This is a genomic window from Saccharopolyspora erythraea (genome assembly GCF_018141105.1).
Classification (GTDB): Bacteria; Actinomycetota; Actinomycetes; order Mycobacteriales; family Pseudonocardiaceae; genus Saccharopolyspora_D; species Saccharopolyspora_D erythraea_A.
The window spans coordinates 1,407,457-1,433,480 of the sequence record NZ_CP054839.1 but is presented as its reverse complement, the minus strand read 5'-3'; the positions used below and the strand labels follow the sequence as shown (position 1 = coordinate 1,433,480).

The 26,024-nt window shown below is 71.3% G+C and carries 21 protein-coding genes and 1 tRNA gene; 7 read left to right on the top strand and 15 right to left on the bottom strand.

The window, feature by feature from the left end:
* Positions 1-5: 5 nt before the first annotated feature.
* From HUO13_RS06605 to HUO13_RS06590, 4 genes are all read right to left on the bottom strand, one after another.
* Positions 6-4,352: a cell wall anchor protein gene (locus HUO13_RS06605; protein ID WP_249125051.1), complete on the bottom strand. Its 4,347-nt coding sequence runs from the start codon at positions 4,350-4,352 to the stop codon at positions 6-8.
* A gap of 22 nt (positions 4,353-4,374) precedes the next feature.
* On the bottom strand, positions 4,375-6,051 hold the full coding sequence (gene ettA, locus HUO13_RS06600) for an energy-dependent translational throttle protein EttA (protein WP_211900567.1): 1,677 nt from the start codon (positions 6,049-6,051) through the stop codon (positions 4,375-4,377).
* A gap of 123 nt (positions 6,052-6,174) precedes the next feature.
* Positions 6,175-6,855 (bottom strand): single-stranded DNA-binding protein, encoded by a 681-nt coding sequence (locus HUO13_RS06595; RefSeq protein WP_211900566.1) that lies wholly within the window; start codon positions 6,853-6,855, stop codon positions 6,175-6,177.
* A 193-nt stretch (positions 6,856-7,048) separates the two neighbouring features.
* Positions 7,049-9,073, bottom strand: coding sequence for a cytochrome c oxidase assembly protein (locus tag HUO13_RS06590; RefSeq protein ID WP_211900565.1), 2,025 nt, complete (start codon positions 9,071-9,073; stop codon positions 7,049-7,051).
* Positions 9,074-9,167: 94 nt separating this feature from the next.
* Between HUO13_RS06590 and HUO13_RS06585 the strand changes: the two genes are divergently transcribed.
* Both HUO13_RS06585 and HUO13_RS06580 read left to right on the top strand, forming a co-directional pair.
* Positions 9,168-9,806, top strand: coding sequence for a DUF3558 domain-containing protein (locus HUO13_RS06585; protein WP_249124495.1), 639 nt, complete (start codon positions 9,168-9,170; stop codon positions 9,804-9,806).
* Between the two features lie 135 nt (positions 9,807-9,941).
* Positions 9,942-10,015, top strand: a tRNA-Arg gene (locus tag HUO13_RS06580).
* 50 nt (positions 10,016-10,065) lie between these two features.
* Here HUO13_RS06580 and HUO13_RS06575 read toward each other — a convergent pair.
* Positions 10,066-10,617: a dihydrofolate reductase family protein gene (locus HUO13_RS06575; protein ID WP_211900564.1), complete on the bottom strand. Its 552-nt coding sequence runs from the start codon at positions 10,615-10,617 to the stop codon at positions 10,066-10,068.
* A gap of 128 nt (positions 10,618-10,745) precedes the next feature.
* Here HUO13_RS06575 and HUO13_RS06570 point away from each other — a divergent pair, with 128 nt between their 5' ends.
* The gene (locus HUO13_RS06570; RefSeq protein WP_211900563.1) at positions 10,746-11,270 is read left to right on the top strand and encodes a winged helix-turn-helix transcriptional regulator; all 525 of its coding nucleotides are present in this window, start codon (positions 10,746-10,748) and stop codon (positions 11,268-11,270) included.
* Between the two features lie 65 nt (positions 11,271-11,335).
* Positions 11,336-11,776 carry an NUDIX hydrolase gene (locus HUO13_RS06565; protein ID WP_211900562.1) on the top strand — a complete coding sequence of 147 codons (441 nt, stop codon included), beginning with the start codon at positions 11,336-11,338 and terminating at the stop codon, positions 11,774-11,776.
* Between the two features lie 74 nt (positions 11,777-11,850).
* On the opposite strand, the gene HUO13_RS06560 is transcribed toward HUO13_RS06565, so the two are convergent.
* The 3 genes from HUO13_RS06560 to HUO13_RS06550 form a co-directional block, all read right to left on the bottom strand.
* Positions 11,851-14,214, bottom strand: a complete 2,364-nt coding sequence (locus tag HUO13_RS06560) for a GTPase-associated protein 1-related protein (RefSeq protein ID WP_211900561.1) — start codon at positions 14,212-14,214, stop codon at positions 11,851-11,853.
* 185 nt (positions 14,215-14,399) lie between these two features.
* Positions 14,400-16,175 carry an alpha-L-fucosidase gene (locus HUO13_RS06555; RefSeq protein WP_211900560.1) on the bottom strand — a complete coding sequence of 592 codons (1,776 nt, stop codon included), beginning with the start codon at positions 16,173-16,175 and terminating at the stop codon, positions 14,400-14,402.
* 205 nt (positions 16,176-16,380) lie between these two features.
* On the bottom strand, positions 16,381-16,932 hold the full coding sequence (locus HUO13_RS06550; protein ID WP_211900559.1) for a snapalysin family zinc-dependent metalloprotease: 552 nt from the start codon (positions 16,930-16,932) through the stop codon (positions 16,381-16,383).
* A gap of 215 nt (positions 16,933-17,147) precedes the next feature.
* Here HUO13_RS06550 and HUO13_RS06545 point away from each other — a divergent pair, with 215 nt between their 5' ends.
* From HUO13_RS06545 to HUO13_RS06535, 3 genes are all read left to right on the top strand, one after another.
* Positions 17,148-17,774, top strand: a complete 627-nt coding sequence (locus HUO13_RS06545) for a maleylpyruvate isomerase N-terminal domain-containing protein (RefSeq protein ID WP_211900558.1) — start codon at positions 17,148-17,150, stop codon at positions 17,772-17,774.
* 127 nt (positions 17,775-17,901) lie between these two features.
* Complete coding sequence (locus tag HUO13_RS06540; RefSeq protein WP_211900557.1) at positions 17,902-18,132, top strand: antitoxin; 231 nt, start codon at positions 17,902-17,904, stop codon at positions 18,130-18,132.
* The gene (locus HUO13_RS06535; RefSeq protein WP_211900556.1) at positions 18,119-18,466 is read left to right on the top strand and encodes a type II toxin-antitoxin system PemK/MazF family toxin; all 348 of its coding nucleotides are present in this window, start codon (positions 18,119-18,121) and stop codon (positions 18,464-18,466) included. Before HUO13_RS06540 ends, HUO13_RS06535 begins: the two co-directional genes overlap by 14 nt.
* A gap of 8 nt (positions 18,467-18,474) precedes the next feature.
* Here HUO13_RS06535 and HUO13_RS06530 read toward each other — a convergent pair.
* From HUO13_RS06530 to HUO13_RS06500, 7 genes are all read right to left on the bottom strand, one after another.
* A protein-coding gene (locus HUO13_RS06530) for an IS5 family transposase (RefSeq protein WP_211902697.1) occupies positions 18,475-19,361 on the bottom strand; the annotation gives its coding sequence in 2 pieces (ribosomal slippage) (positions 18,475-18,963 and positions 18,966-19,361; 885 coding nt in all).
* A gap of 238 nt (positions 19,362-19,599) precedes the next feature.
* Positions 19,600-20,535 carry a heme o synthase gene (locus HUO13_RS06525; protein WP_211900555.1) on the bottom strand — a complete coding sequence of 312 codons (936 nt, stop codon included), beginning with the start codon at positions 20,533-20,535 and terminating at the stop codon, positions 19,600-19,602.
* Positions 20,532-20,921: a DUF3817 domain-containing protein gene (locus tag HUO13_RS06520; protein WP_211900554.1), complete on the bottom strand. Its 390-nt coding sequence runs from the start codon at positions 20,919-20,921 to the stop codon at positions 20,532-20,534. The genes HUO13_RS06525 and HUO13_RS06520 overlap by 4 nt, the downstream gene beginning before the upstream one ends.
* A 118-nt stretch (positions 20,922-21,039) precedes the next feature.
* Positions 21,040-22,098, bottom strand: coding sequence for an LLM class flavin-dependent oxidoreductase (locus tag HUO13_RS06515; protein WP_211900553.1), 1,059 nt, complete (start codon positions 22,096-22,098; stop codon positions 21,040-21,042).
* A gap of 124 nt (positions 22,099-22,222) precedes the next feature.
* Entirely contained in the window at positions 22,223-23,524 is a 1,302-nt protein-coding gene (locus tag HUO13_RS06510) for a lysine N(6)-hydroxylase/L-ornithine N(5)-oxygenase family protein (RefSeq protein ID WP_211900552.1), read from the bottom strand.
* Positions 23,525-23,684: 160 nt separating this feature from the next.
* A complete protein-coding gene (locus HUO13_RS06505) occupies positions 23,685-24,515 on the bottom strand; it encodes a siderophore-interacting protein (RefSeq protein WP_211900551.1) in 831 nt (276 codons plus the stop codon).
* A 98-nt stretch (positions 24,516-24,613) separates the two neighbouring features.
* Positions 24,614-26,023, bottom strand: coding sequence for an MDR family MFS transporter (locus HUO13_RS06500; RefSeq protein ID WP_249124494.1), 1,410 nt, complete (start codon positions 26,021-26,023; stop codon positions 24,614-24,616).
* Between the last annotated feature and the right edge of the window lies 1 nt (position 26,024).

Here is a 26,024-nt window from a genome sequence, read left to right as displayed (position 1 = left end):
AACGATCAGTTGCCCGCCCACGGCCAGGAACGCGGATTCCCAGTGCTGTTGTCGATCGCCGCGCGCCGGTGCCGCGGCGCGGCCGCCGCCGAGTCGGAGTCCGAAGTGGACAGATACGCGCCGGAGACGCCCGCCGAACCACTCGTGATTCCAGCCACATTCGCGTCACCATGGCGTCCGGCCGGGGCCGCATCGTAGTCCGAGTCGGCGGCTTCACCGGAGGTAGGGACGCCCTGGCTGCGCCGCCCGGTCTCGTAGGCCACCAACGCCTCGGCGAGCAGGTCGGCCAGCCCGATCTCACCGATCGGGACCTCCTCGGCGGGCGCCTCCGCGGCGCTGGACGACTCGGCCGCGTCGGCGGCTCGGGGCGCGGCCCTGCGCTGCCGGGTCGAGATGTCGGTGGGCGGCGTCAGGTCGGGCTCGTCCCGGACGGCGCGCAACCGCTTCGGCGCGGACACCTGCTCACGGCCGGTCACCTCGTCGCGACCGGGCGTGGCGTCGGAGCCGGCCCCCGCCACAGAACTGGAGCCCAGACCGTAGCCCGCCGTGGAGGCGTCATCCGGGCCGCTGCCCGTCGCGGGAGCCGCTTCGGGGCTCGCCGCCGGAATCCCGCTCAAGCCGGTGCTGGTCGCGAACGCATCGCTCGGACCGCTGCTGGTCGCTGCTCGGGCCCCCTGCCCGGTGTCACCTCCCGGCCAGGCGTTGGTCTCGGCGTCCTGGATGCCCCGACCGCTGAACGCCCCTGCTGCGCCTGGCCCGGCGTCGCCGCCGGCGGCTGCCGTGGCACGGGCTTCGAACCCTGAGCCCGCCTCAGTCGCTCGCCCCTGGTCAGAACCACGTTCAGGTTCAGCGTCGTCGTCGGGCTCGGCGTGCCGGGCACGACGCCTGCCCTGACGCCCCTGCGGGCGGGACTCCTCGACGAGCCGCAGGCTCGCCCGGATCTCCTCCAGTGTCCTGCCGCGGGACCGCCGCCCGCCCTCGGCCTGCGGCTCCTGCGCCCGGGGGCCGGGGTCCGTGGCGTCGTCGTCGACACCGTGGTGGTGGACGTAGGTGTCCTCGTCAGGCCAGCGGGTCGACTCCGCGGCTGCGGCCTCATCAGCCGCCACACCGGCCGCACTGGTCACGCCAGGCGTGGCCCCGCGACCGCTGTCCGCGTCTGCGCCGCGCGTGGGAAACAGGCTCGGGAACGTGTCCGAGGCGTCGGCCTCCGACTCCGTGAACGATGTCGCGCCCGGGAAAGACTCCGATTCCGGGAACGAGGCCCGCTCCGAGTACCCCGACTCCAGGTGCGAGGTCTGCTCTGGGTACGGCGTCGACTCCGGGTACGAGGAGGCGTCTGTCCGCTGCTCGCCCGCGCTCCGGTGGCGGTCGGAGCCGCCCCCGAGCGGGTCGGCGCCGGTCGCGGCCTCCCGCTCCGGCGGAAGCGCGATCACCGGCATGATCGCAGTGACGTCCGGAGCGTCGACCGGCGGCTGGTTCTGCAGGGTCGGCTCCTCCGGCTGGGAGGACTGGTCCCAGGACGGCCATCCACCTGCGGCCGCGTCGTCCGAACCGCCCGCGAAGCCGACGGACCCTGGCTCCCGCTCCCCGTGGAAGCCGGTCGAGGAAGTGTCGCTGCCCCCTGCGAAATCGGTGGACGCGGCGTCCCGGCCCCCTGCGAAACCGGTCGAGGCGGCGTCCTGACTGCCTGCGAAGCCCGAACCGCCGTAGGCGGAGAAGTCGTAGGCGGAGCAGTCGTCACCGCTCCTCCCGGACTCGCCGAGTCCCCCAACGCCCTCCCGCGGGAAGTCCCACGTGCCCGCGCCGTGCCCGGCTCGCTCGTCGTGGGTCGTCGAGTAGTCCTGCGAGACGTCTCCGTGCCGCGCCGCGTAGCCCTCGGCCGGGTCGGCGTGACGCGTCCCGTAGCTGCCGGAGTCCAGGCCGTGCTGATCGCCGAATCCGCTCCCCTGGCCGGGGAAGTCGTCCTCCCCGTGAGCGGAGCCGGGCTCCGGCTGCGAGGCCATGTCCCGCTGGGCTTGCACGAACCGCTCGGCTTCGCGCTCGTGGTTCTCCGTGACGCGACTGGTGAGTGTGGCCATGAGCCGACGTGCGGCATCGCGGATGTCGCTGTCCCCGGAGCGGTACTGCGGGGTCCCCTCATCGGACTGCCCGGCTGTCAGCGGCGAGCCTGCCGACGGTGTGCCGGTCGATTGCTCGGCGTGCGTGACCTCGCTCGCGGCCGTGCGCGAGCCACCGTCGGAACCGGCCTGCTCGGCACTCGCCTCCTGGCTTTGCCCCTCATACGGCGAGGTCTCGTGCGGCGCGTACTCCTGCGCCGATCGGTCCCCGTGTGCTTGCTGTTGCTCGTGGGACGCGGTCGCGTGCGTGGCCCCGGACTGCGGCGATGCTGCTGACTGCTGGCGGCCCCGCGCCTCCAGGAACTCGCGTGCCTTCTGGAGATCTCCCGCCTCCAGCAGCGCACGCACCTGCTGGAGTTCCAGCGACTCGTCGATTTCACGCGACGCCGCGGTCTCGCCGACGTTCCCCGTCCCGGGCGTGGTCGCCCCACCCGCTGAGACGGGCGGTTCGTGCGCCGCTGCGGAGGTCTCCTGCGCCGCGATGGAGGTTTCCTGCGCTGCGACCGCCGTCGGGTTCGGCGACTCCTGCGCCGGGCTCGACGAGCCCTGCGCCGCCGCCTGGAGTTCCTCCCGCTCCTGCGCGAGACGTCGCTCCGCACGCGAGCCGCGAGCGTGGTGCTCGTGACGCGCCTCGGATGCGGCTGCGACAAGCCACTCAGGCGTCTCACCGGCCCGTCGCGAACGCCGGGAACCCTGCGCACGCTCGGCGGGAGGTTCCGCCTGGGTGCCAGCCGCCTCTTCCTGCGAACCCTGACGCTCGGGAGCCGCCGATGGTGCGGAGCCCGACGCGTGCGCGGCCTCCCCGTGCGAAGCCCCTGTGCGCGTCGGCTCCGCGTGCGAAGCCCATGTGTGCGTCAGCGCTGTGTGCGCCGCCTCTGAGTGCGCAGCGTCCGCGGCCGCGGCGGAGGACGAAGGCGCGGTCGTCCGCTCGGTGGAGACCGGTGCCTGCTCCGCAGCGGGTGTCGTGCGCGCCGCGGGCACTCCCCCGGCCTGCGCCTGCGCCGAGGGCGCCGACTGGCGCACGGCCGAATGCGCCGCACCCGGCTTGGGCACGGCTGTGGCTGGATCCGCCGAGGCCGCCGCCGGCTCCGTCCGGCCCCCTTGGTCTCCGGCCGCCGGTAGTTGCTCCCGCCGAGGCGTCGGCACCTCCTGCGCGGCCGAACTGCGGACCGGTCCCACGCCCTGCACGAGCGCGGGGAACTCCTCCAGCAACCGCAGGCGAGCCGCGTGCACGGACGCGCGCCAGCGCCGGTCGGCGGCGTAAGCCCTGCGCAGGGCGAGCAGTGCCTCGGCCAGCTCCTCGGCGCGTTCGTGCAGGTTCGACAGCGTGCTCAGCGTCTCGGCGAGCAGCCCGTCCAGCTTGTGGCGCTCCGCGATCGCGATGGCGTCGTTGAGCACTCGCACCGCGACCATGTGCGCGCCCTCCGGCTGGTAGACCCGGGTGGCGAGGGCGAGCCGGAGCCAACCGGAAGGCCCTGCCGCGGCGGCGCGCACCGGCCTGCTCAGGACCTCCGCCGCCGCGCTGACGGCCTCGTCCCGGCGCCCGAGCTCCAGCAGCGCCTGGACGCGTTCCAGCACCAGCCGCGCGTGGATCTCACCGCTGTCGGCCGCCGGGTCGCCCAGCCGCTGCAACAGACCGAGCCCGCTGTCGGCTGCGTCCACCGCCTCCGGGAACTCGCCCTGCCTGCGGTGGTGCCCCGCCCGCGCGGCCTTGACCCGGGCCCGCATCAAGCGGTTGGCGTCGCGGTTCAGCTCGGCGGCGATGTAGAGGCGGTCGGCCTCCTCCAGCGCCTCGGCCCGCTCACCGTCGGCCTGCTGGAACGGCAGGGCCGCCGCCAGCGCGAGCAGCGCGTGCGCCCGCACCAGCGGCTCCAGCCGTTCCTGCGCGAGAACCGGTTCGAGCACGCGAACCGCGACCTCGTTGCTGCCCGCGCTGCGGGCGCAGCAGGCCAGCTCGACCCGCAGCTCCGCCGCTACGCCGGCCTCGCCCGCCGCCTCGGCGTCCCGCAACGCCGCGATGGCCCGGCCGGTCGCGGACACGCCGCGACCGAGCCGGTTGGTGGTGAACAACGCCAGCACCTCGGCGCGCAACCGCAACGCCCGGTCACCGGTGCGCCTGGCCTGCGCCACGGCCCGATCGCTGAGCACCAGAGCCAGCTCCGGCACCCGCCAGCGCATCTGCCACGCGGGGTCGAGCAGGTCCTGTGCGGCATCACCGGGCGGTAATCCGTGCACGCTGGCCAAGGCGCCTCCCAGTTCAGCCCCGAGTCAACTTGCGATGGGTCACGCGGTGCGGACGGGCCGCCTCCTGGCCCAGCCGCTCGATCTTGTTCTTCTCGTAGCCCTCGAAGTTACCCTCGAACCAGAACCACTTGGCGGGGTTCTCGTCATCTCCCTCCCACGCGAGGATGTGGGTGGCGACGCGGTCCAGGAACCACCGGTCGTGGGAGATGACCACGGCGCAGCCGGGGAACTGCTCGAGCGCGTTCTCCAGCGAGCTCAGGGTCTCGACGTCAAGGTCGTTGGTCGGCTCGTCCAGCAGGATCAGGTTGCCGCCCTCCTTGAGCGTCAACGCCAGGTTCAGCCGGTTGCGCTCACCACCGGAGAGCACGCCCGCCGGCTTCTGCTGGTCCGGGCCCTTGAAGCCGAACGCGCTGACGTACGCCCGCGACGGCATCTCGACCTGGCCGACCTGGATGTAGTCCAGCCCGTCGGAGACCACCTGCCAGACGTTCTTGTCCGGGTCGATGTTGGCGCGGTTCTGGTCGACGTAGGACAGCTTGACCGTGTCACCGACCTTGACCGAGCCATCGTCGGGCTGCTCCAGACCGACGATGGTCTTGAACAGCGTGGTCTTGCCGACACCGTTGGGGCCGATGACACCGACGATGCCGTTGCGCGGCAGGTTGAACGACAGGCCGTCGATCAGCAGGTTGTCGCCGAAGCCCTTCTTGAGCTTGTCGGCCTCGACCACGACGTTGCCCAGGCGCGGCCCCGGCGGGATCTGGATCTCCTCGAAGTCGAGCTTGCGGGTCTTCTCCGCCTCGGCGGCCATCTCCTCGTAGCGGTCCAGACGGGAACGCGACTTGGTCTGGCGGGCCTTTGCGTTGGAGCGGACCCACTCCAGCTCGTCCTTCAGGCGCTTCTGCAGCTTCTGGTCGCGCTTGCCCTGCACGGCCAGGCGCTCGGCCTTCTTCTCCAGGTAGGTCGAGTAGTTGCCCTCGTACGGGAAGGTGCGGCCGCGGTCGAGCTCCAGGATCCAGCCCGCGACGTTGTCCAGGAAGTACCGGTCGTGGGTGACGGCGAGCACGGCGCCGGCGTAGTTGGACAGGAACTGCTCCAGCCACAGCACGCTCTCGGCGTCCAGGTGGTTGGTGGGCTCGTCGAGCAGCAGCAGGTCCGGCTTGCTCAGCAGCAGCTTGCACAGCGCCACCCGGCGGCGCTCACCACCCGACAGGTACTTGACCTCGGCTTCCGGCGGCGGGCAGCGCAGCGCGTCCATCGCCTGCTCAAGCTGAGAGTCCAGCTCCCAGGCGTCGGCGTGGTCGAGCTCCTCCTGGAGCTTGCCCATCTCCTCCATCAGCTCGTCGGAGTAGTCGGTGGCGAGCTGCTCGGCGATCTCGTTGAAGCGGTTGAGCTTCTGCTTGATCTCGCCGACGCCTTCCTCGACGTTGCCGAGGACCGTCTTCTCCTCGTTCAGCGGAGGTTCCTGCTGCATGATGCCCACGGTGTAGCCGGGCGAGAGGAACGCCTCACCGTTGTTCGGCTGGTCGAGTCCCGCCATGATCCGCAGCACCGTCGACTTGCCGGCGCCGTTGGGGCCGACCACGCCGATCTTGGCACCGGGGTAGAACTGGATGGTCGCGTCATCGAGGATGACCTTGTCCCCGTGCGCTTTGCGCACCTTTTTCATGGTGTAGATGAACTCGGCCATGCCCCGAATCGTAGTTGCGCCTAGTACCGGACCCTTCACCGCGGTCGCCCATCGGGCGGTGGTCGCCCTCCGTCCCGGACAACCCCCGTCACATCACCTCCTCATGGCGGCCATCGGTACTGCTCAGGCCGGGATCCGCTTTTCATCGGCCGATACTTCACACACGGACGGTGGTCTGCCTGGCGCCCGGGCGCCAGGCAGACCCAGCGGTACCGGGCGAGCCGAACCGTCCGCTCGGTCACGGCTGGTTCTCACCGCCTGGTCGCGGCCGGCCGCAGACAGGGCCGGACCGGCTCGCTCGGAACGGTCGCGGCTCGCTTCCGCGGACACGTCCTGACCGGCCACGGACGCGCCGTGGCCGACCCCCACCAAGTCGGCCTCGCGCACCGTCGAGGGCTCGTCGTGGCGCAGTCCCCTTTCCCAGCCCGCGGGATCGTCGTGGCGCAAGCCCGGCGGATCGTCTTTCCTGCGTTGGCGCGCCAGGTCGAGGCCGACGGCGTTGGCGTCGATCTCGACAGCGCTGCGCCACTGGCCGCCGACCTCGTAGTCCCTGGTTCGCATTCGCCCGGTGAGCACCACGGGATCGCTCTTGCGCATCTCCTCGGCCACCCCGTCGGCCAGGCGGTGCCAGCAGTTCACCGTGGCGAATACCTGGTCGCCGTTGACCCACTCCTCCGAGTCCTTGTCGAAGCGGCGCGAGGTGCTCACCACGCGGAAGCTGGTGACCCGGTTGCCGCCGGGGGTTCGCCTGACCCTCGGCTCGGTGATCACGTAGCCGACCACCGTCACGATCGTCTCGAACATCGCGATGTCCTTCCCGCGTTCGTCCCATGGGCCGGCATCTCCCGGCACAAGACCAGCTTGCCGAAGGTCGAACACGGAGCGCGACGTCGATTTCACGATCTGTGGATAAACCAGGTGCCTGTGGACAACTCAGCCATGGGAACCGCAGGCGAACTCGCGCGACAGGCGAGCGACACGAGAAAACTGCCGGGGCTCAGCCCTTGCGCGGGGAGTCCTGCTCCGCCATCTGCTTGAGCATCGCGTTGTAGGCGGCCAGCTCGGCATCGCCGTCGGCGTCGGCCTTGCGGTCCATCCGGCGGGCAGCCCTGGTGTCGGCCCGCGACCACTGGATCAGCAGCGCCAGCATCACCACGATCAGCGGGACCTCCCCGGACGCCCACGCGAGGCCGCCGCCGAGCCGCTGGTCGGCGAGCAGGTCGGTCATCCAGGGCAGCTCCAGGCTGCGGTAGAAGTTCTGCCCGATGACCGTCGCGGACATCATCAGGGCGATACCGAAGAACGCGTGGAACGGCATCGAGGCGAAGACCAGGCCCACCTTGCCCAGCGACGGCAGCGGCTTCGGCGCCGGGTCCACCCCGATCACGGGCCAGTAGAAGATGTATCCGACGAGCAGGAAGTGCGCGTTCATCGCCAGGTGCGCCCAGTGCTGGGTAAGCGCCACGTCGAACAGCCCGGAGAAGTACAGCGCGTAGAACGAGCCCACGAACAGCGCGAGGGCGATGAACGGGTTGGTCAGCAGCCTGGTCAGGGGCGAGTGCAGGAACGCCAGCAGCCATTCGCGAGGCCCTGGCGGCTGCCCCTTGCCCGCCGGCTTGAGCACTCGCAGGGCCAGCGTCGTCGGTCCGCCCAGCACCAGCAGCGGCGGCGCGAGCATCGACATCAGCATGTGCTGGCCCATGTGCACGCTGAAGACGGCCGGCGCGTACTTGCCGACACCCGCCGAGGTCGCGACCAGGATCGTCGCGCACCCGCACAGCCACGCAGCGGTGCGGCCGACAGGCCACTTGTCGCCCCGGGCGCGCAGCCGCCGCACGCCCACCACGTAGAGCACGGCCAGCGCGATGGCCAGCGTGCCGTAGACCAGGTCGAACCGGACGTCGAACAGCAGCCTGAACAGCGTGGGCGGCGCCTCCAGGGGATAGCCGACCAGCAGCTCGGTCTTGCTGGGGACCGGACCGAGCTCGGCGGGCGGAGGCGTGCGCCCGAGCGCGACCGCGATGCCGATCGTCGCGAACATCACGAGCACCTCGACCGCACCGAGGCGTACGAGGGCGCCGCTACCACTCTCGATGTCGCGCACGGCCCGCTGCCGCTGGAAGTAGCCGAAACCGCCGAGCGCCACCAGAGCCAGGACCTTCAGCGTCACCAGGACGCCGTAGGTCGTGCTGAACACCTGGTCCAGCGGCACCCGGACCAGGGAGTTGATCACTCCGGAGGCCGCCATCGCGATCCAGCAGACCAGCGCGATCGCCGAGTACCTGCGCGCCACCACGCCCAGGTGCGCACCGCGCCGCACGGCGTGCGCGAGCAGCGCTACCAGCCCGCCGACCCACAGGGCAGCGCCGAACAGGTGGAACAGCAGGCTGTTGGTGGCGATGTCGTGGGCACCGCCGCTGGCGGAGTGGCCGGTCGCGATCACCGGGAACAGCCCGGCCAGCGAGCCTGCGAACAGCACCGTCGTCCAGCCCCAGGTCAGCACCACCCGGCAGGCCAGCGCGAGCACGAAGGCGATCAGCGCGGTCAGGCCCCACGCCTTGGCCTCCTCCAGCGCGTCCACCAGGCCGAAGAGGACCTCGGTGTCGAGCACCTCGTGCACCGGTCGTCCGGACGCGTCGGCCGCGGTGAACGCGACCATCAGCACGGCCCCCACGAACCACGCGGCAGCCGCCCAGCCGGCCGTCCGCACCGCGGCGTAGCCGTCGGCGGCGAGCGCGCCGGAGCGCTTGGCGGGGATGCCGAACGCGGCGAGCAGCAACGAGCCGATGCACACCACCGCCCCGGACTCGGCGAGCACCCGCACGACGGGGAGACCGAATCGGGTGACGGGCCCCGGGTCGGGCAGACCGTAGGCGGCGTAGGCGTCGCTCGCCGACAGCGCGGTCAGCGCGGCCGCGACCAGCGCCGCCAGCACCCCGGCGGTGACGACGAGCACACCTACCGCGCTGGATCGGGTACGGGCCTCCGGCGCGGTGGAGTCGCTGACGGTCTCAGATGCCACACACCGAGCGTAACCGGAACGTATAGGCAATCACCTGGGAGGTTGGTGCCTGTCACCATGGTTCGCGGGGGTCGCCGCCGCTACGGTGAACGCCGTGAAAATCACCCGCCGCAGCCGTCCGCACACGCAGCCGACACGACCGCGCAAGCGTGCGGCGCGGTGCTCGAAGCTCCGGACGCTGGCGGTGGTGACGGCGCTGGGCCTCCCGGCCATGGGCGCGTGCGCGAACCCGATCCAGGGCGACCCGATTCCCGCGGCCGGCTTCTACGGCGACGATCCGCAGCCGCCGACGGCGCCCCGCGCATCCGAGCCGCAGATCCCGCAGCCGCGCCGGGTCGACGGACTCGACCCGTGCACCCTGTTCGCCCCGGAGGACTTCGCCAGGGTCGGCGGCGCGGTCGGGCCGCCGCGACCGGGCACTCCGCTGCCGAGCACGTGCTCCCACGCCCTGGGTGGCGGACCCGAGGACGCGGTGGGCGCGGGCTTCCACCTGCCCTACGCCGAGGTCGTCACGCGCCAGCCCGCGGGCGCCCCGGTGGCCGTCGACGGACACTCGACATGGCTGTACTGCGAGCTGGTGGACGTGCACCAGACCTGCACGGCCAGCACCGCGATCAGCCAGGACCGCACGCTGCTCACACTGCTTTCGAAGCAGGGCGCCACGGCGGCCGACACCGCGGACCAGCTGTTCGCGCTGACCACGTCGGCGCTGCGAAGACTGCCGCCGGCCTGAGACCGCTGCCGGGACCCGGCCGCTGTCGATCAGCTTGCCGTTCGATACCGGCTCGGCAACGGTGCGGCGTCGGTCCCACATGGGACGACTCGGGCCGCTACCCTGCTTCGTGCGGTTCAGCAGAGCTGCGCTCCGGCCCCCATAGCTCAGCTGGATAGAGCAAAGGACTTCTAATCCTTAGGTCGCAGGTTCGAGTCCTGCTGGGGGCGCATCACTCCTGGCAACAGGAGAGTTCCGCGACGGCACGTCCGGGTGCGGTTCACGCCGGGCGGTACGTCAGCAGGACGTTGCCGGAGCGGAACGTCGTCGTCCGCCACAGTTCGAGCGGGATGCGCTTGTTCAGCGTCGAGAACAGCGAACGGCCCCCGCTCAGAATGAGCGGGTTCACGAGCACGCGGAGTTCGTCGATCAGACCGAGTTCGAGCAGGCTCGCGGTCAGCGTCACGCTGCCGAACAGCGCGATCTCCTTGCCGGGCTGCTGCTTCAGCGCTGTGACCGTCTCGGCCAGATCATCGCCATCGACGAGGGTCGTGTTGTTCCATTCCGCCTTCTCCAACGTGGAGGAGACCACGACCTTCCGCACGCTGTTCATGAACTCGACGATCTCGGGGTCTGGCCCGGTGGCGTTCGGCCAGTGCGCGGCCATGTGCTCGTAGCCCCTCCGGCCGAACAACAGCGTGTCGATGTAGGCGTCGCTCTGGTTGGCGAACTCGAAGTACTCCGCATCGACGTTCGGCCAGTCGAACTCGCCGTTCGGGCCCTCGTAGTAGCCGTCGAGGCTGATCGCCACGTAGGAGAAGAGTTTGCGCACCGGATTCCATCTCCGACCTTGTCCGCACACCTGCCGCGCAGTCCGAAGCAAGTGCTTGCGACTTGCAAGCGGACTGAGGCTAGCAAGGGGTGCTTGTAGAATGCAATTGGTCTGAGTGGGGAGATGCGATGATCGACGACCAGCGTTCGGGGTGCCCGATCAACGCCGCGATCGAAGTGCTGGGCGACCGCTGGACCATGCTCGTGCTGCGCGACGTGATGTTCGGCGACCGTCGGCACTTCCGCCGGCTGCAATCCGAGTCGGAAGAGGGCATCGCCTCGAACATCCTCGCCGACCGGCTGCGGACTCTGGTCGAGGAAGGCCTGCTCACACGGGACGATGTCAAGCGCGGCCAGCGCGCGACCTACAGCCTCACCGAGCCTGCGATCCAGCTCGTCCCCGTCATGGCACACCTCGCCGCCTGGGGCCTGCGGCACCGCCCCACCACCCGGGAACTGCGGGTGCGCGCCGAGGTCCTGGAGGCCGGAGGACCAGAACTCTGGGAGGACTTCATGGCCGAGCTCCGCGAACGGCACCTCGGCACGCCGCGCCCGGACAGCGACCGGCCCACCGCCACCGAACGGCTCGCCGCGGCCTATGAGGCGGCCATCGCCGAGACCGGCAGCTCAGGTGAGAACACGAAGTCCAAATGACCGCGTCGGTGGAGGTACGTAGGCTCCACGCACTCCCGCCCGTCGTGACCCGTGAGGACAGCCGGATGCCGCATCGCACGATCATCGACGCGCACCTGCTGCTCGTGCGCGACGGCGAGGTTCTGCTGAGCCTGCGCAGGGGCCGGTACGGCGACGGGATGTGGCACCTGCCATCCGGGAAGCTCGACGCCGGTGAGTCGGTCCTCGCGGCGGCGGTGCGGGAGGCCCGGGAGGAGGTCGGCGTGCGGATCGACCCCGCCGACCTGCGGCACGTCCACACCATCCACGCCACCGACACCGGACAGGAGCCCCGGCTGGGCATGTTCTTCGAAGCGACCCGCTGGACCGGCGAGCCCGTCAACCTCGAGCCGGAGAAGTGCCACGGCATCGAGTGGTTCGACCTGCACCGGCTGCCGGAGCCGCTCATCCCCTACCCCGCCGCGGGCATCCACGCCTACCGCGACGGGATTCCCTTCGCGACCATGGGTTGGCCGCCAACGGAGTAGGCGGCGTGGCGGCAGATCACGACCAGGCGCGAGGCTCGCGGCGGGAGCGGGAGGCTCGCCGGCCGCAGCAGAGCTCAGCGGTCGCGTCGGCGGCCGAGGAGCCAGTCGGCCACGGGGGAGGCGGGCTTGCGCGATGTCTTCTTGCTGAGCTCGCGGAGCCATTCGTGCCACACCGCGGCGTTCTCGGGGCCGTCGGCTCGCAGCAGCCGGCTGACCCTGCGGTAGTCCGCCTGGCCGTGCGCGCCGGCCCAGTCCTCCAGGGCCTTGTCGAAATCCGCGCGCATCGTCGGCGTGAGATCGTCGGCCCAGCCAATGAGGAACGCCAGCACGACCGCTCGGTCCCTGCGCTCGGTCGTGGTCGCCTCGTCGTCCCAGGCGGCCGCGAGTTCGCCGACCACGACCTGCTGGAGTTGCTCACCTGCCCGCACGACGGCGTCGACCGCCTTCGCCCGCTCGCCGTCGAGCAGGGCGTCGACGATGGCCGGTCCGCGTGCCGCGAAGACCTTCTTGGACACCGCGCGCAATTCGGCAGGGGGCGGCGTCTCGCCGGAACGCCGGAAGGCGGTCAGCCAGCGCCGCAGCGTGCCGTCTTCCTTCCACAACGCGAGCAGGGCCTCGTCCCGGACGTGTTCGACAAGTAGCCGCAGCACGTCCAGGTACAGAGCGGAGACCTCGCTGCCGGCGAGAGCGGAGAGGGCCTTCTGCGCCAGCGACTCCGAAAGCGTGGCGGTCGGCATGCCTGCGAACAACCGCTGCATCTCCTCCAGCGCCGGGCCGGAGTGCGCGAACAGCGCGTCCCACACGGCGTCGCCGACGCCTGGGCGGTCGGCTTCGCGGAGCGGGCCGAGCATCGCGGTGATGGCGTCCTGCCTGCTGCGGTCGCCGTTCTCGACCGCGGCCGCCGCGACCGCCGCGTCCAGAGGCGCGAACGGGTCGCTGATCGCCGGGGCGAAGATCCGCCACCAGCGCTCGCGGATCGCCGTCGCGGTGGGCCCGGCATCCGGACCTTCCAGCCGGGACGCGAGTTCCTTGCGCAGCAGGGCGATCAGCTCGGCCCCGCACGGCCAGCGGTCCGGGTTCATCCCGGCGGCGGGATTGTCGGCCCACCAGGCGGCGAACCTGGCCGCGGCAGCAGCGAAACGCTCCGGCCGCGGCTTGACGCCGAAACTCGCGGCGAGGCGCAACAGCGGGTCGAGGCGCTGCGGTTCGACTCCGCCCGCGGCGGCCTCGACGAGCGAGGCGGCCTTCTCCATCTCCTCTGGAGTCCACGACCGCTCGGGCAACGTTCCCGGCTGGGTTCCGTCGCCGCCGCGCACGAACTCGTCGATCTCGGCCCACAGCAAGGCGTAGCGCACCTGACCGGCCATCGCTCCGCTTCCACTGTGGACGGTTGTGGCCAGCCGCCGCAGCAGGGTGCGGTCCGGACCGGCGGCCATGACCGCCTCGGTCACCCGCTCCAGGGCGTCGGTCGTGGACGAGGACGGTGCGTGCTCGAGCCAGTTCACGAGCTCGATCGCGTCGGCCCGGTCGTCGACCGACTCGCCGCACATCAGGACTCCGCCGACGAGCCGGTCCGCCAGCGTCGCGCGGCGCCGCTTGGCGTCCCGCGCGAACAGGTGCGCCAGCTCCACCGCGTCCACCACGTCGTAGGGGTCGGCCTTGAGGAAGCGAGGCACCCAGTGCAGCCCCGACTCGGTGGGCTCGACGGCGGAGTGCCGTCCCGTGGTCAGGTCGAACACCACGTAGTTCCGGTCGGCTCCCGGTTCGGCGAACCGGCCCGCCTGCTCGGGATGCAGTGCCAGCACTCCGGGACCGCCGGGCTCCGGGCCGGTCGCATAGATGCGGAAACCGACTCGCAATGCCATCTCCTGCGGGAGCAGCAGCGTCGCCGCCGCGAGCCAGCGGACGATCTCAGCCGGATCGGCGCCGACGAACCGCACCTGCGCCGCGTCGTGACCGTGCAGCCGGTCCAGCGCGGAATGCACGGCCAGCAGCCGGGTCTCCCCGTCCGGCAACCCCCGCACCCAGTCGCGGACCTCCTCGATGCCGAACGGACCCGGCTGCGGTTCGGCGGCCACCGCGTCGCATTCCGCGCTCGGCGCGGGCTGTTCGGACCACCACGGCGCATCCCACAGCTGTGCCGGGCGGACCGCGCCGTACAGCGCGGAGTCTGCGGTCGCGACGGCGTGGGTGAAGCGGTGCTTGTCGTCGCCCGCGAGCCGGGCGCCGCGGGCGGTCACGTACACGCCGTCGAAGACGTGGCTCAGCGACGCGCCGGCACGGCCGCCGGAGTCGGAAGCGGGCGCGGTGTGCAGGACCGACCGGCGCACGAGCGCCTTGGTCTCCTCACCGGTCCCCGCCGACACCGCCTGGAACCCGCCCTCGTCGGCGGCACCGCGGTCGACGTAGTACAGCGACTCGAACGCAGGACCGCCCATCACCCACTCCGTTCCGTCGTCGTGAGAGGGGCCGAACGACCGCAGCGCGTCGTTCCGCCATCCGGACGCACGCTCCCCGCCACCTCGGCCGCGCGGGTCACCTGACCTTGATCGCAGACCTTAGCGTCGGTCCTCCTGGCAGCGGAACGGAATCGGACAGCCGGGTGATGCGGTGGTGAAAGGGCTCACCGAGCCGTTCCAGCGCCCGGTGGGACCGTGCGGTACAGGCCGAGGGTGGCGAGTTCGGGCGTGCCTCGGGACTGCTGGATCCGGACGCGGAGCCGGTCGGCCTCAACCGGCTCGGACAGCACGAGGAGCCTGCGGAGCCCGATGGTCGTGGCCGAGCCGATCTCGACCCAGCGGTCGCCCCGGCGGACGTCGACGGCGAACCGCTCCACCCGCTGCCCCGCGGTGACGTCCTCGCCCAGTTCGACCTGGTCGAACGTACGCCGCCCGCCAAGCTCCACCTCCAGCTCGCCGGTGGCCGCACCGCCCGGCGGCCGCCACCCGGTGGTCAGGTCGCCGTCGGTGAGTGCGGGCGCGCCGCAGCCGTCGGCCAGGTCGCGCTGGTACGTGCGCCGGATCGCGTCGCCGAAGGCGCGCAGCTCGGCGGCGTCGGCGTCGTCGATGCGGCCCGACCGGTCCGGCGGCACGTTGAGCAGCAGCAACGAGTTGCGGCCCGCGCTGCGCTGGTAGAGCGAGACGAGCTCGGCAGCCGGCTTCGGACGCTCGTCGTCGTGGTGGAACCAGCTCGGCCGGATCGAGACATCGGACTCGGCGGGCATCCACGACAGGTACCGCACCGACGGGTCGCTGATCTTCTCCCGTGAGCCGAGGTCGTCGGCGGTCGCGCCGTCCGGCCAGCCGCCGATGATCGCCTCCTGGCCGTAGGAGATCTCCGGGTCGGCGGTGTAGGGCGTCGGGCTCCACTCGGACTCGCGGGCGATCCCGTCCTCGTTGCCCACCCAGCGGAACCCGCGCGGACCCTCGTCGATCACCGTGTCCGGCGAGAGCCGCTCGATGAGCCGGAACCATGACGCGAAGTCGTAGTCCTCGGTGAGCCCGGCCTCCGCCCACGGGTTCGCGCCGTCGAGCCAGAACTCGTCGATCGGCCCGTACTGGGTCAGCAGCTCGTAGATCTGGTTGAGGTAGAAGGCGTTGTAGTCGTCGGCGGCGAAGGAGAACGACGGCAGCGAACCGTCGGCGACCTCGTCCGCGCGGTCGTCGCCCGGCACCAGCGTCGGGATCGCGCGCGGCACGACCGCGCTGCCGTTGCCGTAGCGGCCGTGGCCGCCGGGCGCGCGGTCGCCGTCCTCCAGGGTGACCCGCTCCTCGGTGCTCAGCGGCAGCCCGGCCTCGTGCTTGGCGCGGATGTCGCGGACGTAGCCGGCGTGCCAGTCGTGCGGATGCTCGGCGCCGTCGGAGGGCGAGAGGTAGATGCCGACCCGCAGTCCTGCCTCGCGCGCGGCGCGGACGTAGCGGCCGAGCACGTCGCGGGAGGGATCGCCGTTCCACCAGGGGCTCGCGACGATCGAGTGCCGCGTGTAGCGCGTCGGGTAGAGCACGAACCCGTCGTGGTGCTTGACGGTGAGCATCACCAGCTCCGCGCCGGAGTCGCGATAGGCGCGCATCCACTGCTCGACGTCGAGGCCGGGCGGGTCGAAGCTCGCCGGGGCCTCCGCGCCCGAACCCCATTCGCGGTCGGTGAAGGTGTTCATGCCGAAGTGCGTGAAGGCGATGACTCCCTGCTGCTGCCAGGCGATCTGCTTCGGTGCGGGCACGACGTTGGCGGCCTTGGCCACGATCCGCTCAGGTGTGTCGCACTCCTCCAGCGCCATGATCGGGGCCGGTGCGATCGGGTCGTCGCAGCCGCCCGGGCGGGCGCCGCCGGGCGCGGCGACGGCGGGAAGCAGGGCCACGGCGGCGACGACGGACAGCGGAACACGCCGGACATGCCTCATGCCCACCCTCTTCCTCCGGACGCGCTGTTCGCGCGGCACCGATTCCATTCGTACTCGCGGAACCGGGAGCGCGGAATCGGTCGTCTGGACCAATGCGGCACGACGCGCCGGGCGGTGGGTCCCGGCGCGTCGTGGGATCTGAGGTGGCTGGCGGGCTCGGCGGACGTGCGCTCGACGAAACGGCGTGGCCGAATCCGGGAATGCCTCAGCGCAGCGCGGGCGCGGTCTCGAGGTAGAGGCGGCGCGGAATCACGGCGCCTCCGGCGAAGTTCTGCTCCACCTCGGCGATCTCGTCGGGGTTCGGCTTCGCGTTGTCGCAGTCCGGTCCGGCGCTGGCACCCGACATCAGGTCGGCGCAGACGCCGGTGCGGTTGTCCGGCAGGCCGAGGATGTGGCCGATCTCGTGGGCGGCGATGCGGATGACGTCGTGGCCCTCGTTCACCGCCTGGCGGCCCATCCAGATCGTCCCCTGGCCGAGCCCCTCGACCTGGGCGCGCGGCCACCCGTCGTCGGCCAGCACGGTCAGGTCCGCGGCTCCGCCGTTGGCCGGCTCCAACCGCACGTTCTTGACGTTGTCGTTCCAGACCTGGGCACCCTGGTTCACCGCGTCGACGAACTCCTGGGCGCCGCCGGCGTCGTAGGTGACGACGTGGACGTTCTGCGGCGCGGCGGCCGACGCCGACAACGGAAAACCGAGCAGAACGGCGAAGGCCAGCAGAACGCTGGCAACGGGACGTGCTATTCGGGACAGGGACATGTCGTCCTCCTCGCGAAAGACCGGAATTGCGGCGGTTGGAAGTTAGACCGGAATCCGGTGCGCGAGCAGGAATTGGCGCATTTGTGCCAGCCCGTTTCACCACGACTACCAGCATTAATGGGAATTCGTGCCCGGTTTCGACCGTACGGCCCAGATTCCGTTGCCGATCATGGTCTAATCGAGCGTGAAGTGCTCGAAGCGGACTGGGGGTTCAGATGATCGTTGACGAACTGGAGCAGGCGTGGCGGGGATGGGCCGATCTCGGCTCCGGGCTCAGCGACGAGCAGTGGCGCGCTCCGACCCGGCTGGACGGGTGGGCGGTCCGCGACGTCTTCGCCCACTGCGCGCCGGCGATCGGGGCCGCGGGCGCGGCCTGGAACGCGCCTTCGGTCCAGGCCCCGGTCACCCATTCCGACGACGCCGCCGAACTCCTCCGGTTCTTCCAGCAGCCGGGCGGGGTCGCCCACGAGCACGCCGACCACATCCGCGACCAGGCGGTGGCGAAAGCGGCGGCGGCACCCGCCGAGGAACTGCTGGAGGCGTTCACCGTCGCCGCGCCGAAGCTCATCGCGAAGATGCGCGAGACCCCGCTCGACCACCGAATCGACTACCTCGGCGTGGCCGTGCTCAGCGCCCGGGAGGTCATGCGCATCCTGCTGATGGAGGCGGTCGTGCACTACGCCGACATGGCCACCGCACTGGACATGCCGGTGCCCGGCCCGGTCGCGGGAGCCCCGCTGTGCACCACCGCGCACCTGCTCACCGACCTGGCCGACCCGATGGCATTCGTCGACGCGGCGACAGGACGTTCGAAGACGCCGGTGCTGCCGGTCCTGCGCTAGAGGCGGCGCGGTTCCGAAGCCCTCAGGCTTGGTCCGGACTCCCGAGCTTGGCCAGCGTCAGCGTGGTGTTGCCGCCGCTCACGCGGCGGCTACGCAACGGGGTAGCACCCCGGGTAGCATCGAGGGTATGAAACTCAGTGTGAGCCTCACCGACGAAGACGTGACGTTCGTCGACGAGTACGCCCACCAGGTGGGGGCGCCGTCCAGATCCGCCGTGATCCACCAGGCCATCAGCCTGCTGCGCAGCGCCGAGCTGGAAGACGCCTACGCCAGTGCGTGGGAGGAATGGGAAAGCGGCGATGACCGGCACCTGTGGGAGACGACCGCCGCGGACGGCATCGCAGATGCGTCGAGGTGACGTCTACTGGGTCGACTTCGAACCCATCCGCGGCTCGGAGGCCAACAAGACCCGCCCGGCCGTGGTGGTCAGCAACGACGCCGCCAACCGCAGCGCGGAGCGCGCCCGGCGCGGTGTGATCACCGTCGTGCCCCTCACTTCCAACGTGACCCGCGTGCTGCCGTTCCAGGTCCGGCTGCGCGCCGCCGACTGCGGCCTGGCCGGCGACTCGAAGGCGCAGGCCGAGCAGGTGCGGGCGGTGGCGTTCCACCGCCTGGGCAAGCGCATCGGCCGGGTGCCCGAGGACACCCTCACCAAGCTCGACAACGCTCTGCGGCTGCACCTGGGGCTCTAGGGCGTGTTTCAAAGTCGGAGCCATTCGTTGATGGCTGCGATCTGGACGGTGGCTTCGTAGCGGACGGCGAGCTTGTCGTATCTGGTGGCCACGGCGCGGTGGCGCTTGAGCCGGTTGATGGCGCATTCCACGGCGTGGCGCTGCTGGTAGACCTGTTCGTCGAAGGCCGGTGGTCGTCCACCCGCACGCCCTTTGGCCTTGCGGTGACGTTCCTGGTCGGCTTTCTGCGGGATCGTGCATCGAACACCGCGTCGGCGCAGGTAGGCCCGGTTGTCCCGGGAGCCGTAGGCCTTGTCGGCCAGCACCCGATCCGGGCGGGTCCGGGGCCGACCACGCCCCGGCCGGGCCACTCGAATACGGCCCAGCACGACCCGAAACTGCGGCGAATCACCCCGCTGCCCGGCGGTGATGACCAGCGACAGCGGTTTCTGCCCCTGCTCGGCGGCCAGATGCAGCTTGGTGGTCCACCCGCCCCGCGACCGCCCGAGCGCGTGATCATCGGGCTCCGGTTCGCCGACCCCGCCCGGAGGCTCGCGCTGATCAGCCCCCTTTTCCGCGCCCCAGCGGCGTGCTGGTGCGCCCGGGCGATGGTCGCATCCACGCTGACATCCCAGGTGATCAACCCCGCGGCGTCAGCGCGGGTCTGCAGTGCGGCCACGATCTGTGCCCAGACCCCGGCGCGCTGCCAGCGACGAAACAGCCCATAGACCGCCTGCCACGACCCATACGCCGGGGGCACGTCCCGCCAGGGTGTCCCGGCCCGCACCCGCCAGCGGATCCCGTCGATGAGCTGGCGTCTGGTCCATGTCGGCGGGCGGCCCGGCTTCGTCCCGACAGGCAGCAGGGGTTCCAGCACACTCCACTGCGCGTCGGTCAGATCCGCCCGTCCCGTCACCGCTACGCTGGTCACGAGGTCTCCGGTGGTCTTGGTCTTCTTGGTCGATGATCGATCTACCGGAGACCTCACCTATTTGATCAACGACACGCCGACACAGACCCCACCCAACTCACCACTTCGAGACACGCCCTAGTCCCGCCCCGCCGCGCGAGCGGCGGCAACACTACCCAGGCTTTCGCCTGGTCCGAGGCTCAGCTTCGGCCCCACCACATAGAACTTCGAAGCGTCCCGCCGCTCAGACGAAGGACGGCAGCCCAACCGCGGAGTCCACCGCGATGGCCACGAAGAGCAGGGCCAGGTACGAGTTGGACAGGTGGAAGAGCTTCATCGGGTTGTAGGCGTGCCCTCGCCGGATTGAGTTGTGCAGCCGCTGCGCCACGATCAGGAAAGCCGCGCCCGCGAGCACCGCGAAGGCCACGTAGACCCAGCTCGTGGCGGGCACCAGCAGCAGGGTGCAGGCCACCGTCGCCCAGCTGTAGACCAGGATGCGTGCCGAGACCTGGCGGGGCGTTGCCACCACCGGCAGCATCGGGACGCCCGCCCGCGCGTAGTCCTCGCGGTACTTCATCGCCAGCGACCAGAAGTGCGGCGGCGTCCACAGGAACACCACGCCGAACATCACCAGCGCTGGCCACTCGACGCTGCCGGTCACCGCGGCCCAGCCGATGACCACCGGCATGCAGCCTGCCGCCCCGCCCCAGACGATGTTCTGCGACGTCCTGCGCTTGAGCACCAGCGTGTAGACGAAGACGTAGAACAGGATCGCCGACAGCGAAAGGACCGCCGCCAGCAGGTTCGCGCCGAGCGCGAGGACCGCGAACGACACCGCGCCCAGCACGATGCCGAAGACCAGCGCGTTGCGCCGGGGAACCTCGTAGCTGACCAGCGGCCGCTTCTTGGTCCGGTCCATGACCGCGTCGATGTCGGAGTCGGCGACGCAGTTCAACGCGTTGGCGCTGCCCGCCGACATCGCCCCGCCCACCAGCGTCACCAGCACCAGCCACGGCGATGGGATGCCGCGCTGGGCGAGGAACATCGCGGGCACGGTGGTGACCAGCAGCAGCTCGATGACACGAGGCTTGGTCAGCGCCAGGTAGGCCGCGAGCACGCCTCGGCGAGGTGGTTTGGGGGAGGGAGCCGCGTCGTTGGCGGCTGCGGGGACAGCGGTCATGACTTCGCCGATCCGGTCCCTTCGACGGGGGCGCTGTTGTTCTCACCGGGCAGCGGCTTGCCCTCGGAGCGCAACTGGTTCCACAGCGTCACCTTGCGCTCGGCGAAGAAGGCGCCGAGCGGGATGGTGCCCGCGAGCAGAACCAGGAGCATGCGGCCCAGCGGGGCCTTGAGCTGCACGGTCGCGACCAGCGCGATGAACAGGTACACGATGTAGAGGTACCCGTGGCCGATGCCGATCGTGGTCGTCCAGCTGTCGCCGAGCTGCTGGATCCGCGTTCCCTCGGGCCACGCGTACTTCAGGACCATCGTCAGGCACAGAAGGATCAGCAGCACCGCGGTCACGTAAGCCATGATCCGGTAAAAGGCCAGCACACCAGGCTTCACGACAACCCCTCAATTCCGCCTCGTGCCTACACACCGGTGTCATCAGACCGTACGCCACACGGTGCGGCCCCCCACCGCTGACCTCGTGCAAGAGTGGCGCCGCCCACCTTGCCGCGGATCAGTTCAGCCGGTACGCCTGCGAGATCAGCTCGAAGGAGCGCAGCTTGGCCTTCCGGTCGTAGACGTTCGCGGTGATCATCAGCTCGTCGACCTGCGTGCGTTCGCGCAGTTCGTCGAGCTCGGCGCGGACCGTCTCGGGCGAGCCGTGCACCGCGTCGTCGAGCCACTTCCGCACGAACGCGCTCTCCATCTCGTCGTAGGGGTAGGCGGCGGCCTCCTCCGGGCTGGGCATCCGCCCGGGGTTGCCCCGCCGCAGCCGCAGCATGCTCAGCGCGATCGGGCGGGCCAGGTGCAGCGCCTCCTCGTCGGTGTCGGCGGCGATGGCCTGCACGCCGATCAGCGAGTAGGGCTTGTCGAGCACCTCCGAGGGCTCGAAGCTCTGGCGGTAGAGCTCCAGCGCGGGCAGCGTGTTCTGCGACGCGAAGTGGTGGGCGAAGGCGAACGGCAGGCCGAGCGCGCCCGCCACCTGGGCGCTGAAGCCGCTGGAGCCGAGCAGCCAGATCGGCGGCACCGCGCCGTTGGGCACCGAGTGCACGTCGGCGTAGGGGTGGTCGATCGGGAACTCCCCGCGCATGAACGCCATCAGCTCGCCGAGCTGCTGCGGGAAGTCGTCGGCGCTCAGCGTCCCGGTGGTGCGGCGCAGCGCGCGGGCGGTGGCCTGGTCGGTGCCGGGGGCGCGGCCGATGCCCAGGTCGATGCGCCCGGAGTGCAGCGCCTCCAGCGTGCCGAACTGCTCGGCGACCACCAGCGGCGCGTGGTTGGGCAGCATCACCCCGCCCGAGCCGACCCGCAGGGTGCTGGTCGCGGCGGCGAGGTGGGCGATCACCACCGCGGGGGCGGAGCTGGCGATGCCCGGCATCCCGTGGTGCTCGGCGACCCAGAACCGGTGGTAGCCCCACCGCTCCGCGGCCCTGGCCAGCTCGGTGGTGGTGTCGAGGGCGTCGGAGGGGCTGATCTCGGCGCCGACAGGCGCGAGGTCGAGCACCGACAGCGGGACCGGGGAGTCGCCGCGGGCGACACCGCGCACGGCGTCGTCCGGGCTGGCGTCAACGTTCATCGGCCGGTGCAACCACGCGCCCGCCGCCTCTGTTCCCCGCCCCGGGTGTCGGCTCCGCCACTGCGATCACCCGTGAGTCTTCTGGCCTGTGTCGAGGACGCGGAAGACTCACGGGCGCGGCGGGTCAGCTCCCGCTGAGCGCGTAGTCGCGGAGGACCGGCGCGGCACGGCGCGCGAGCACCGAGTCGCGGATCTCGCCCGCGCGGACGGCGCCGTTGGACAGCAGCGACGAGGTGATGCCGTGGGTGTGCTCGGTCGCGCCCTGCAGGTAGATGCCGCCGGGCACGTGGTCGCCGGTGCGCAGCCGGTAGTCGCGCTCGACCCGCAGCCGGCCCTCTTCGTCGCGTTCGCAGTGGCCGCCGAGGTCGCCGAGGAGCCGCAGCGGGTCCCCGGGCCGGCAGCCGGTCGCGTAGACCAGCACGTCGGAGTCGAGGACCGTGCGCTCACCGGTCGGCAGGAACTCCACCGTCACCCGCACGCCGTCCGGGCCCGGCCGGACGTCCACGACCCGCGAAGCGTTGAGCATCCGCAGCCGGGACTCCCCGCGCACCTTCTCCTGGTAGCAGCGGGCGTAGAGCTCCTCGATGAGGTCGAGGTCGACGACCGAGTAGTTGGTGTTGCGGTGGTAGTCCATCAGCATCCGCTTGACCTCGCCGGGCGCGGCGTAGAAGTCCTCGACGGCCTGCGGGTCGAAGATGCGGTTGGCGAAGGGGCTGTCGTCGGCCGGGGTGTGCCCGTAGCGGCTGAACACCGAGCACACCTCGGCGCGGGTGAAGGTGCGGTGCAGGTAGTCGGTCACCTCGGCGGCGCTCTGCCCGGCGCCGATGACGGTGAAGCGGCGCGGCTCGGCCGGGTCGAGCTCGCCGACGCGGTGCATCAGGTCGAGGTTGTGCCACACGCGGGGTCCCAGCTCGGCGCCGTCGGGCACGCTGGCCTCCAGGCCGACGGCGATGACGACGTTGCGCGCGCGGCGCAGGACCAGCTCGCCCGAGCCGTGGCGCACCAGCACCTCGAACACGCCGTCGGCGCCGGCCTCGACGCCGACGACCTCGGAGTCGTAGCGCACCAGGTGGTCGAGGCGGGCCGCCGCCCACTCCAGGTAGTCGTGGTACTCGACCCTGCTCGGGAACATCGCCTTGTGGTTGATGAAGTCGACCAGCCGCCCGCGCTCGTGCAGGTAGGACAGGAACGTGAAGTCGCTGGCCGGGTTGCGCGTCGTGGCCAGGTCCTTGAGGAACGAGACCTGCATCGTGGTGCCCTCGATGAGCATGCCGCGGTGCCAGCCGAACCGGGACTGCCGGTCGAGGAAGACGGCGTCCAGCCGCTCGTCACCCGGCGCCGTGCGGTTGTGCTCGTCGACGGCGACGGCCAGGGCGAGGTTGGACGGCCCGAACCCGATGCCGATGATGTCGTGCACTGGGTCCATTCGATCGATCGGTGCCGCGGACACGTTGTCCCCCTCCATCACAGTGCCCACCGCGAGGCGGGCACGACGGTTCCCCGGCGGTGTGCGCCCACATCGCCGGTGGTGCTCGGACTTCGCGGCGGCGGGCGGTGTGCCGCCGGCCGCCGCGCTGGTCACGACCTCAGTCGCGGTCGTGGTTGTACTGGTCGTGGTATTCGGTCTCGGCCATGCCGCGCTTCCAGTAGCCGACGGCGAGCACCGACTGGGCGGGCAGACCGCGGTCGGCGCGCAGGTGCCTGCGGATGCCGCGGACCATCGTGGACTCGCCGGAGACCCACGCCGAGACGTCCTGGTCGTCGGGCAGCTCCAGCTCCCGCACGGCGTCGGGGAGCAGCGTGGAGCGACCGGCGGGGACGCCGTCGCGGTGCAGCCAGGTCAGCCGCAGGTCCGGCGGGCAGACGATGTCGAGCTGTTCGGCGGCGTCGGAGACCTCGATGAAGACCTGGCCGCGCGCGGTGACCGGCAGCCGCTCGACCGTCGCGCAGATGGCGGGCATCGCCGTCTCGTCGCCGACCAGCAGGTACCAGTCGGCCGCCCGGCACGTCCTGCCGCCGGGCCCCATCACGCCGAGGAAGTCGCCGGGACGGGCGTTGCGCGCCCAGCTCGAGGCGACGCCGTGCTCGCCGTGCATCACGAAGTCCACGTCGAGCTCGCAGCGCGACTCGTCGTAGCGGCGCACGGTGTAGGTCCGCATCGTGGGGCGCTCGTGCGCCTCGGGCCAGACGTAGCGACCGGTCTGGCCGTCGAGGACCGGCAGCACCGGCCGCCGCTGGTCCTGCCTGGGCACGAACACCTTGATGTTCGGGCCCTGGTGCTCGTCCAGGAAGCCGGTGAGCTCCTCACCGCCCAGCGTGACCCGCCGCATCGACGGGCTCAGCTCCGCGGTGCGCAGCACCTCCAGGTTGCGCGCCGGAGGGCGTGCGTGCCGACTGGGCCGGTTCGCTGTAGTCATCCGCCGCGCGGTCCTTCCCGTTCCGGACGATCTTCGTCGATTAAGGCTAGCCTAACCATAGATAGGCTGCCCTGTCTCCCCCGCGGTGGTCGAGATCTCTACTTCGCCGCCACCGCGGTCTTCGGCTCGGCCGCGACCTCCGGTTGTGCCGCGCGATGCCGGATTCGCAGCGCGAGAACCATCCCGGCGAGCGCGAAACCGGCCGACACGAGCATTCCCGCGTGGTAGGTGCCCAGGCCCGGTTCCCCGCCGACCGACAGCACCGACGCGGTCACCGCCACCCCGAGCGCCGATCCGACCTGGCGCTGGACGTTGAACAGCGTGGACGCGCCGCCGGTCGCCGACCGGTCGATCGTGGCGAAGGCGACGACCTGCAACTCCGCCGAGGCCGCGCCGACGAAGAAGCCCGACGCGAGCTGGACCAGCGCGGCAAGCCACATCCCGGAGCCGGCGCTGACGACGTTCATCGCGGCGAAGGAGGCGGCGGCGCCGAGCATCGCGCCCGCGACCAGCAGGCGGGGGCCTGCCCTGCGGTGCAGCCACGGCACGAGCTGGGAGGCCACCATCAGCCCGACCGCCTTCGGCAGCGTCACCAGGCCCGCCTCCCACGCCGAGGCGCCCAGGGCGGACTGGTACATGAGCGTGAAACCGTAGAGCGTGCCCAGGAACCCCGCCACGCAGAGCAGCAGCACCACGCTCGACAGCCGGAACGACGAGTCGGCGAACAGCCGCAGGTCGAGCATGGGTTGCGGCGTGCGGAGCTGGCTGCGGACCAGCGTGCCGAGGCACAGCAGTCCCGCCGAACCCGCCGCCCAGAAGTGCGGGGAGCCGAGCCCGGCCTGACCGACCGAGTCCAGCGCGTACACCACCAGGCCCAGACCAGGCGCGGCGAGCGCGAAGCCGAGCAGGTCGAACCGCTTGCCGCCGGACTCCACGTCCTCGACCAGCCGCCACGCGCCGAAGGCCAGCGCCAGCAGCCCGACCGGGACGTTGACGTAGAAACCCCAGCGCCAGTCCAGGAACTCGACGAACGCGCCGCCCAGCACCGGCCCCAGCGCAGGCGCGACGGCGGTCGGCAGCAGCAGGACCCGCGTCAGCCGGATGCGCTGCTCCGGCGGGTAGGCGCGGAACAGCATCGTCAGCGCCACCGGGCTCATCACGCCGCCACCCGCGCCCTGCAGCACCCGGGCGAGGGTGAGCTGCGGGAGGTCCTGCGCCGCCCCGCACAGCGCCGACGCGGCGACGAAGGCGCCGAAGGCGGCGAGGAAGACCCGCTTGGTGCCGAACCGGTCGCCGAGCCAGCCCGAAACCGGGATGCACACCGCGAGGCTGACCAGGTAGCCGATGTTGACCGCCGAGGTCGCGCTGGGCGCGACGGCGAAGTCGGCGCCGATGGCGGGCAGCGCCACGTTGACGATCGTGGCGTCCATCCCGTTCATGAACATCGCGGCGACGTAGACCACGCACACCGCGACCTTCGGGTCGATCCGGGTGGGACGTGCGGGCACG

Coding starts and splice junctions, on each gene's coding strand:
- ettA (WP_211900567.1), bottom strand. CDS start 6,051: ATGGCCGAGTTCATCTACACCATGAAAAAGGTGCGCAAAGCGCACGGG.
- HUO13_RS06595 (WP_211900566.1), bottom strand. CDS start 6,855: ATGTTCGAGACGATCGTGACGGTGGTCGGCTACGTGATCACCGAGCCG.
- HUO13_RS06570 (WP_211900563.1), top strand. CDS start 10,746: ATGATCGACGACCAGCGTTCGGGGTGCCCGATCAACGCCGCGATCGAA.
- HUO13_RS06565 (WP_211900562.1), top strand. CDS start 11,336: ATGCCGCATCGCACGATCATCGACGCGCACCTGCTGCTCGTGCGCGAC.
- HUO13_RS06560 (WP_211900561.1), bottom strand. CDS start 14,214: ATGGGCGGTCCTGCGTTCGAGTCGCTGTACTACGTCGACCGCGGTGCC.
- HUO13_RS06555 (WP_211900560.1), bottom strand. CDS start 16,175: ATGAGGCATGTCCGGCGTGTTCCGCTGTCCGTCGTCGCCGCCGTGGCC.
- HUO13_RS06550 (WP_211900559.1), bottom strand. CDS start 16,932: ATGTCCCTGTCCCGAATAGCACGTCCCGTTGCCAGCGTTCTGCTGGCC.
- HUO13_RS06545 (WP_211900558.1), top strand. CDS start 17,148: ATGATCGTTGACGAACTGGAGCAGGCGTGGCGGGGATGGGCCGATCTC.
- HUO13_RS06540 (WP_211900557.1), top strand. CDS start 17,902: ATGAAACTCAGTGTGAGCCTCACCGACGAAGACGTGACGTTCGTCGAC.
- HUO13_RS06535 (WP_211900556.1), top strand. CDS start 18,119: ATGCGTCGAGGTGACGTCTACTGGGTCGACTTCGAACCCATCCGCGGC.
- HUO13_RS06525 (WP_211900555.1), bottom strand. CDS start 20,535: ATGACCGCTGTCCCCGCAGCCGCCAACGACGCGGCTCCCTCCCCCAAA.
- HUO13_RS06515 (WP_211900553.1), bottom strand. CDS start 22,098: ATGAACGTTGACGCCAGCCCGGACGACGCCGTGCGCGGTGTCGCCCGC.
- HUO13_RS06510 (WP_211900552.1), bottom strand. CDS start 23,524: ATGGACCCAGTGCACGACATCATCGGCATCGGGTTCGGGCCGTCCAAC.
- HUO13_RS06505 (WP_211900551.1), bottom strand. CDS start 24,515: ATGACTACAGCGAACCGGCCCAGTCGGCACGCACGCCCTCCGGCGCGC.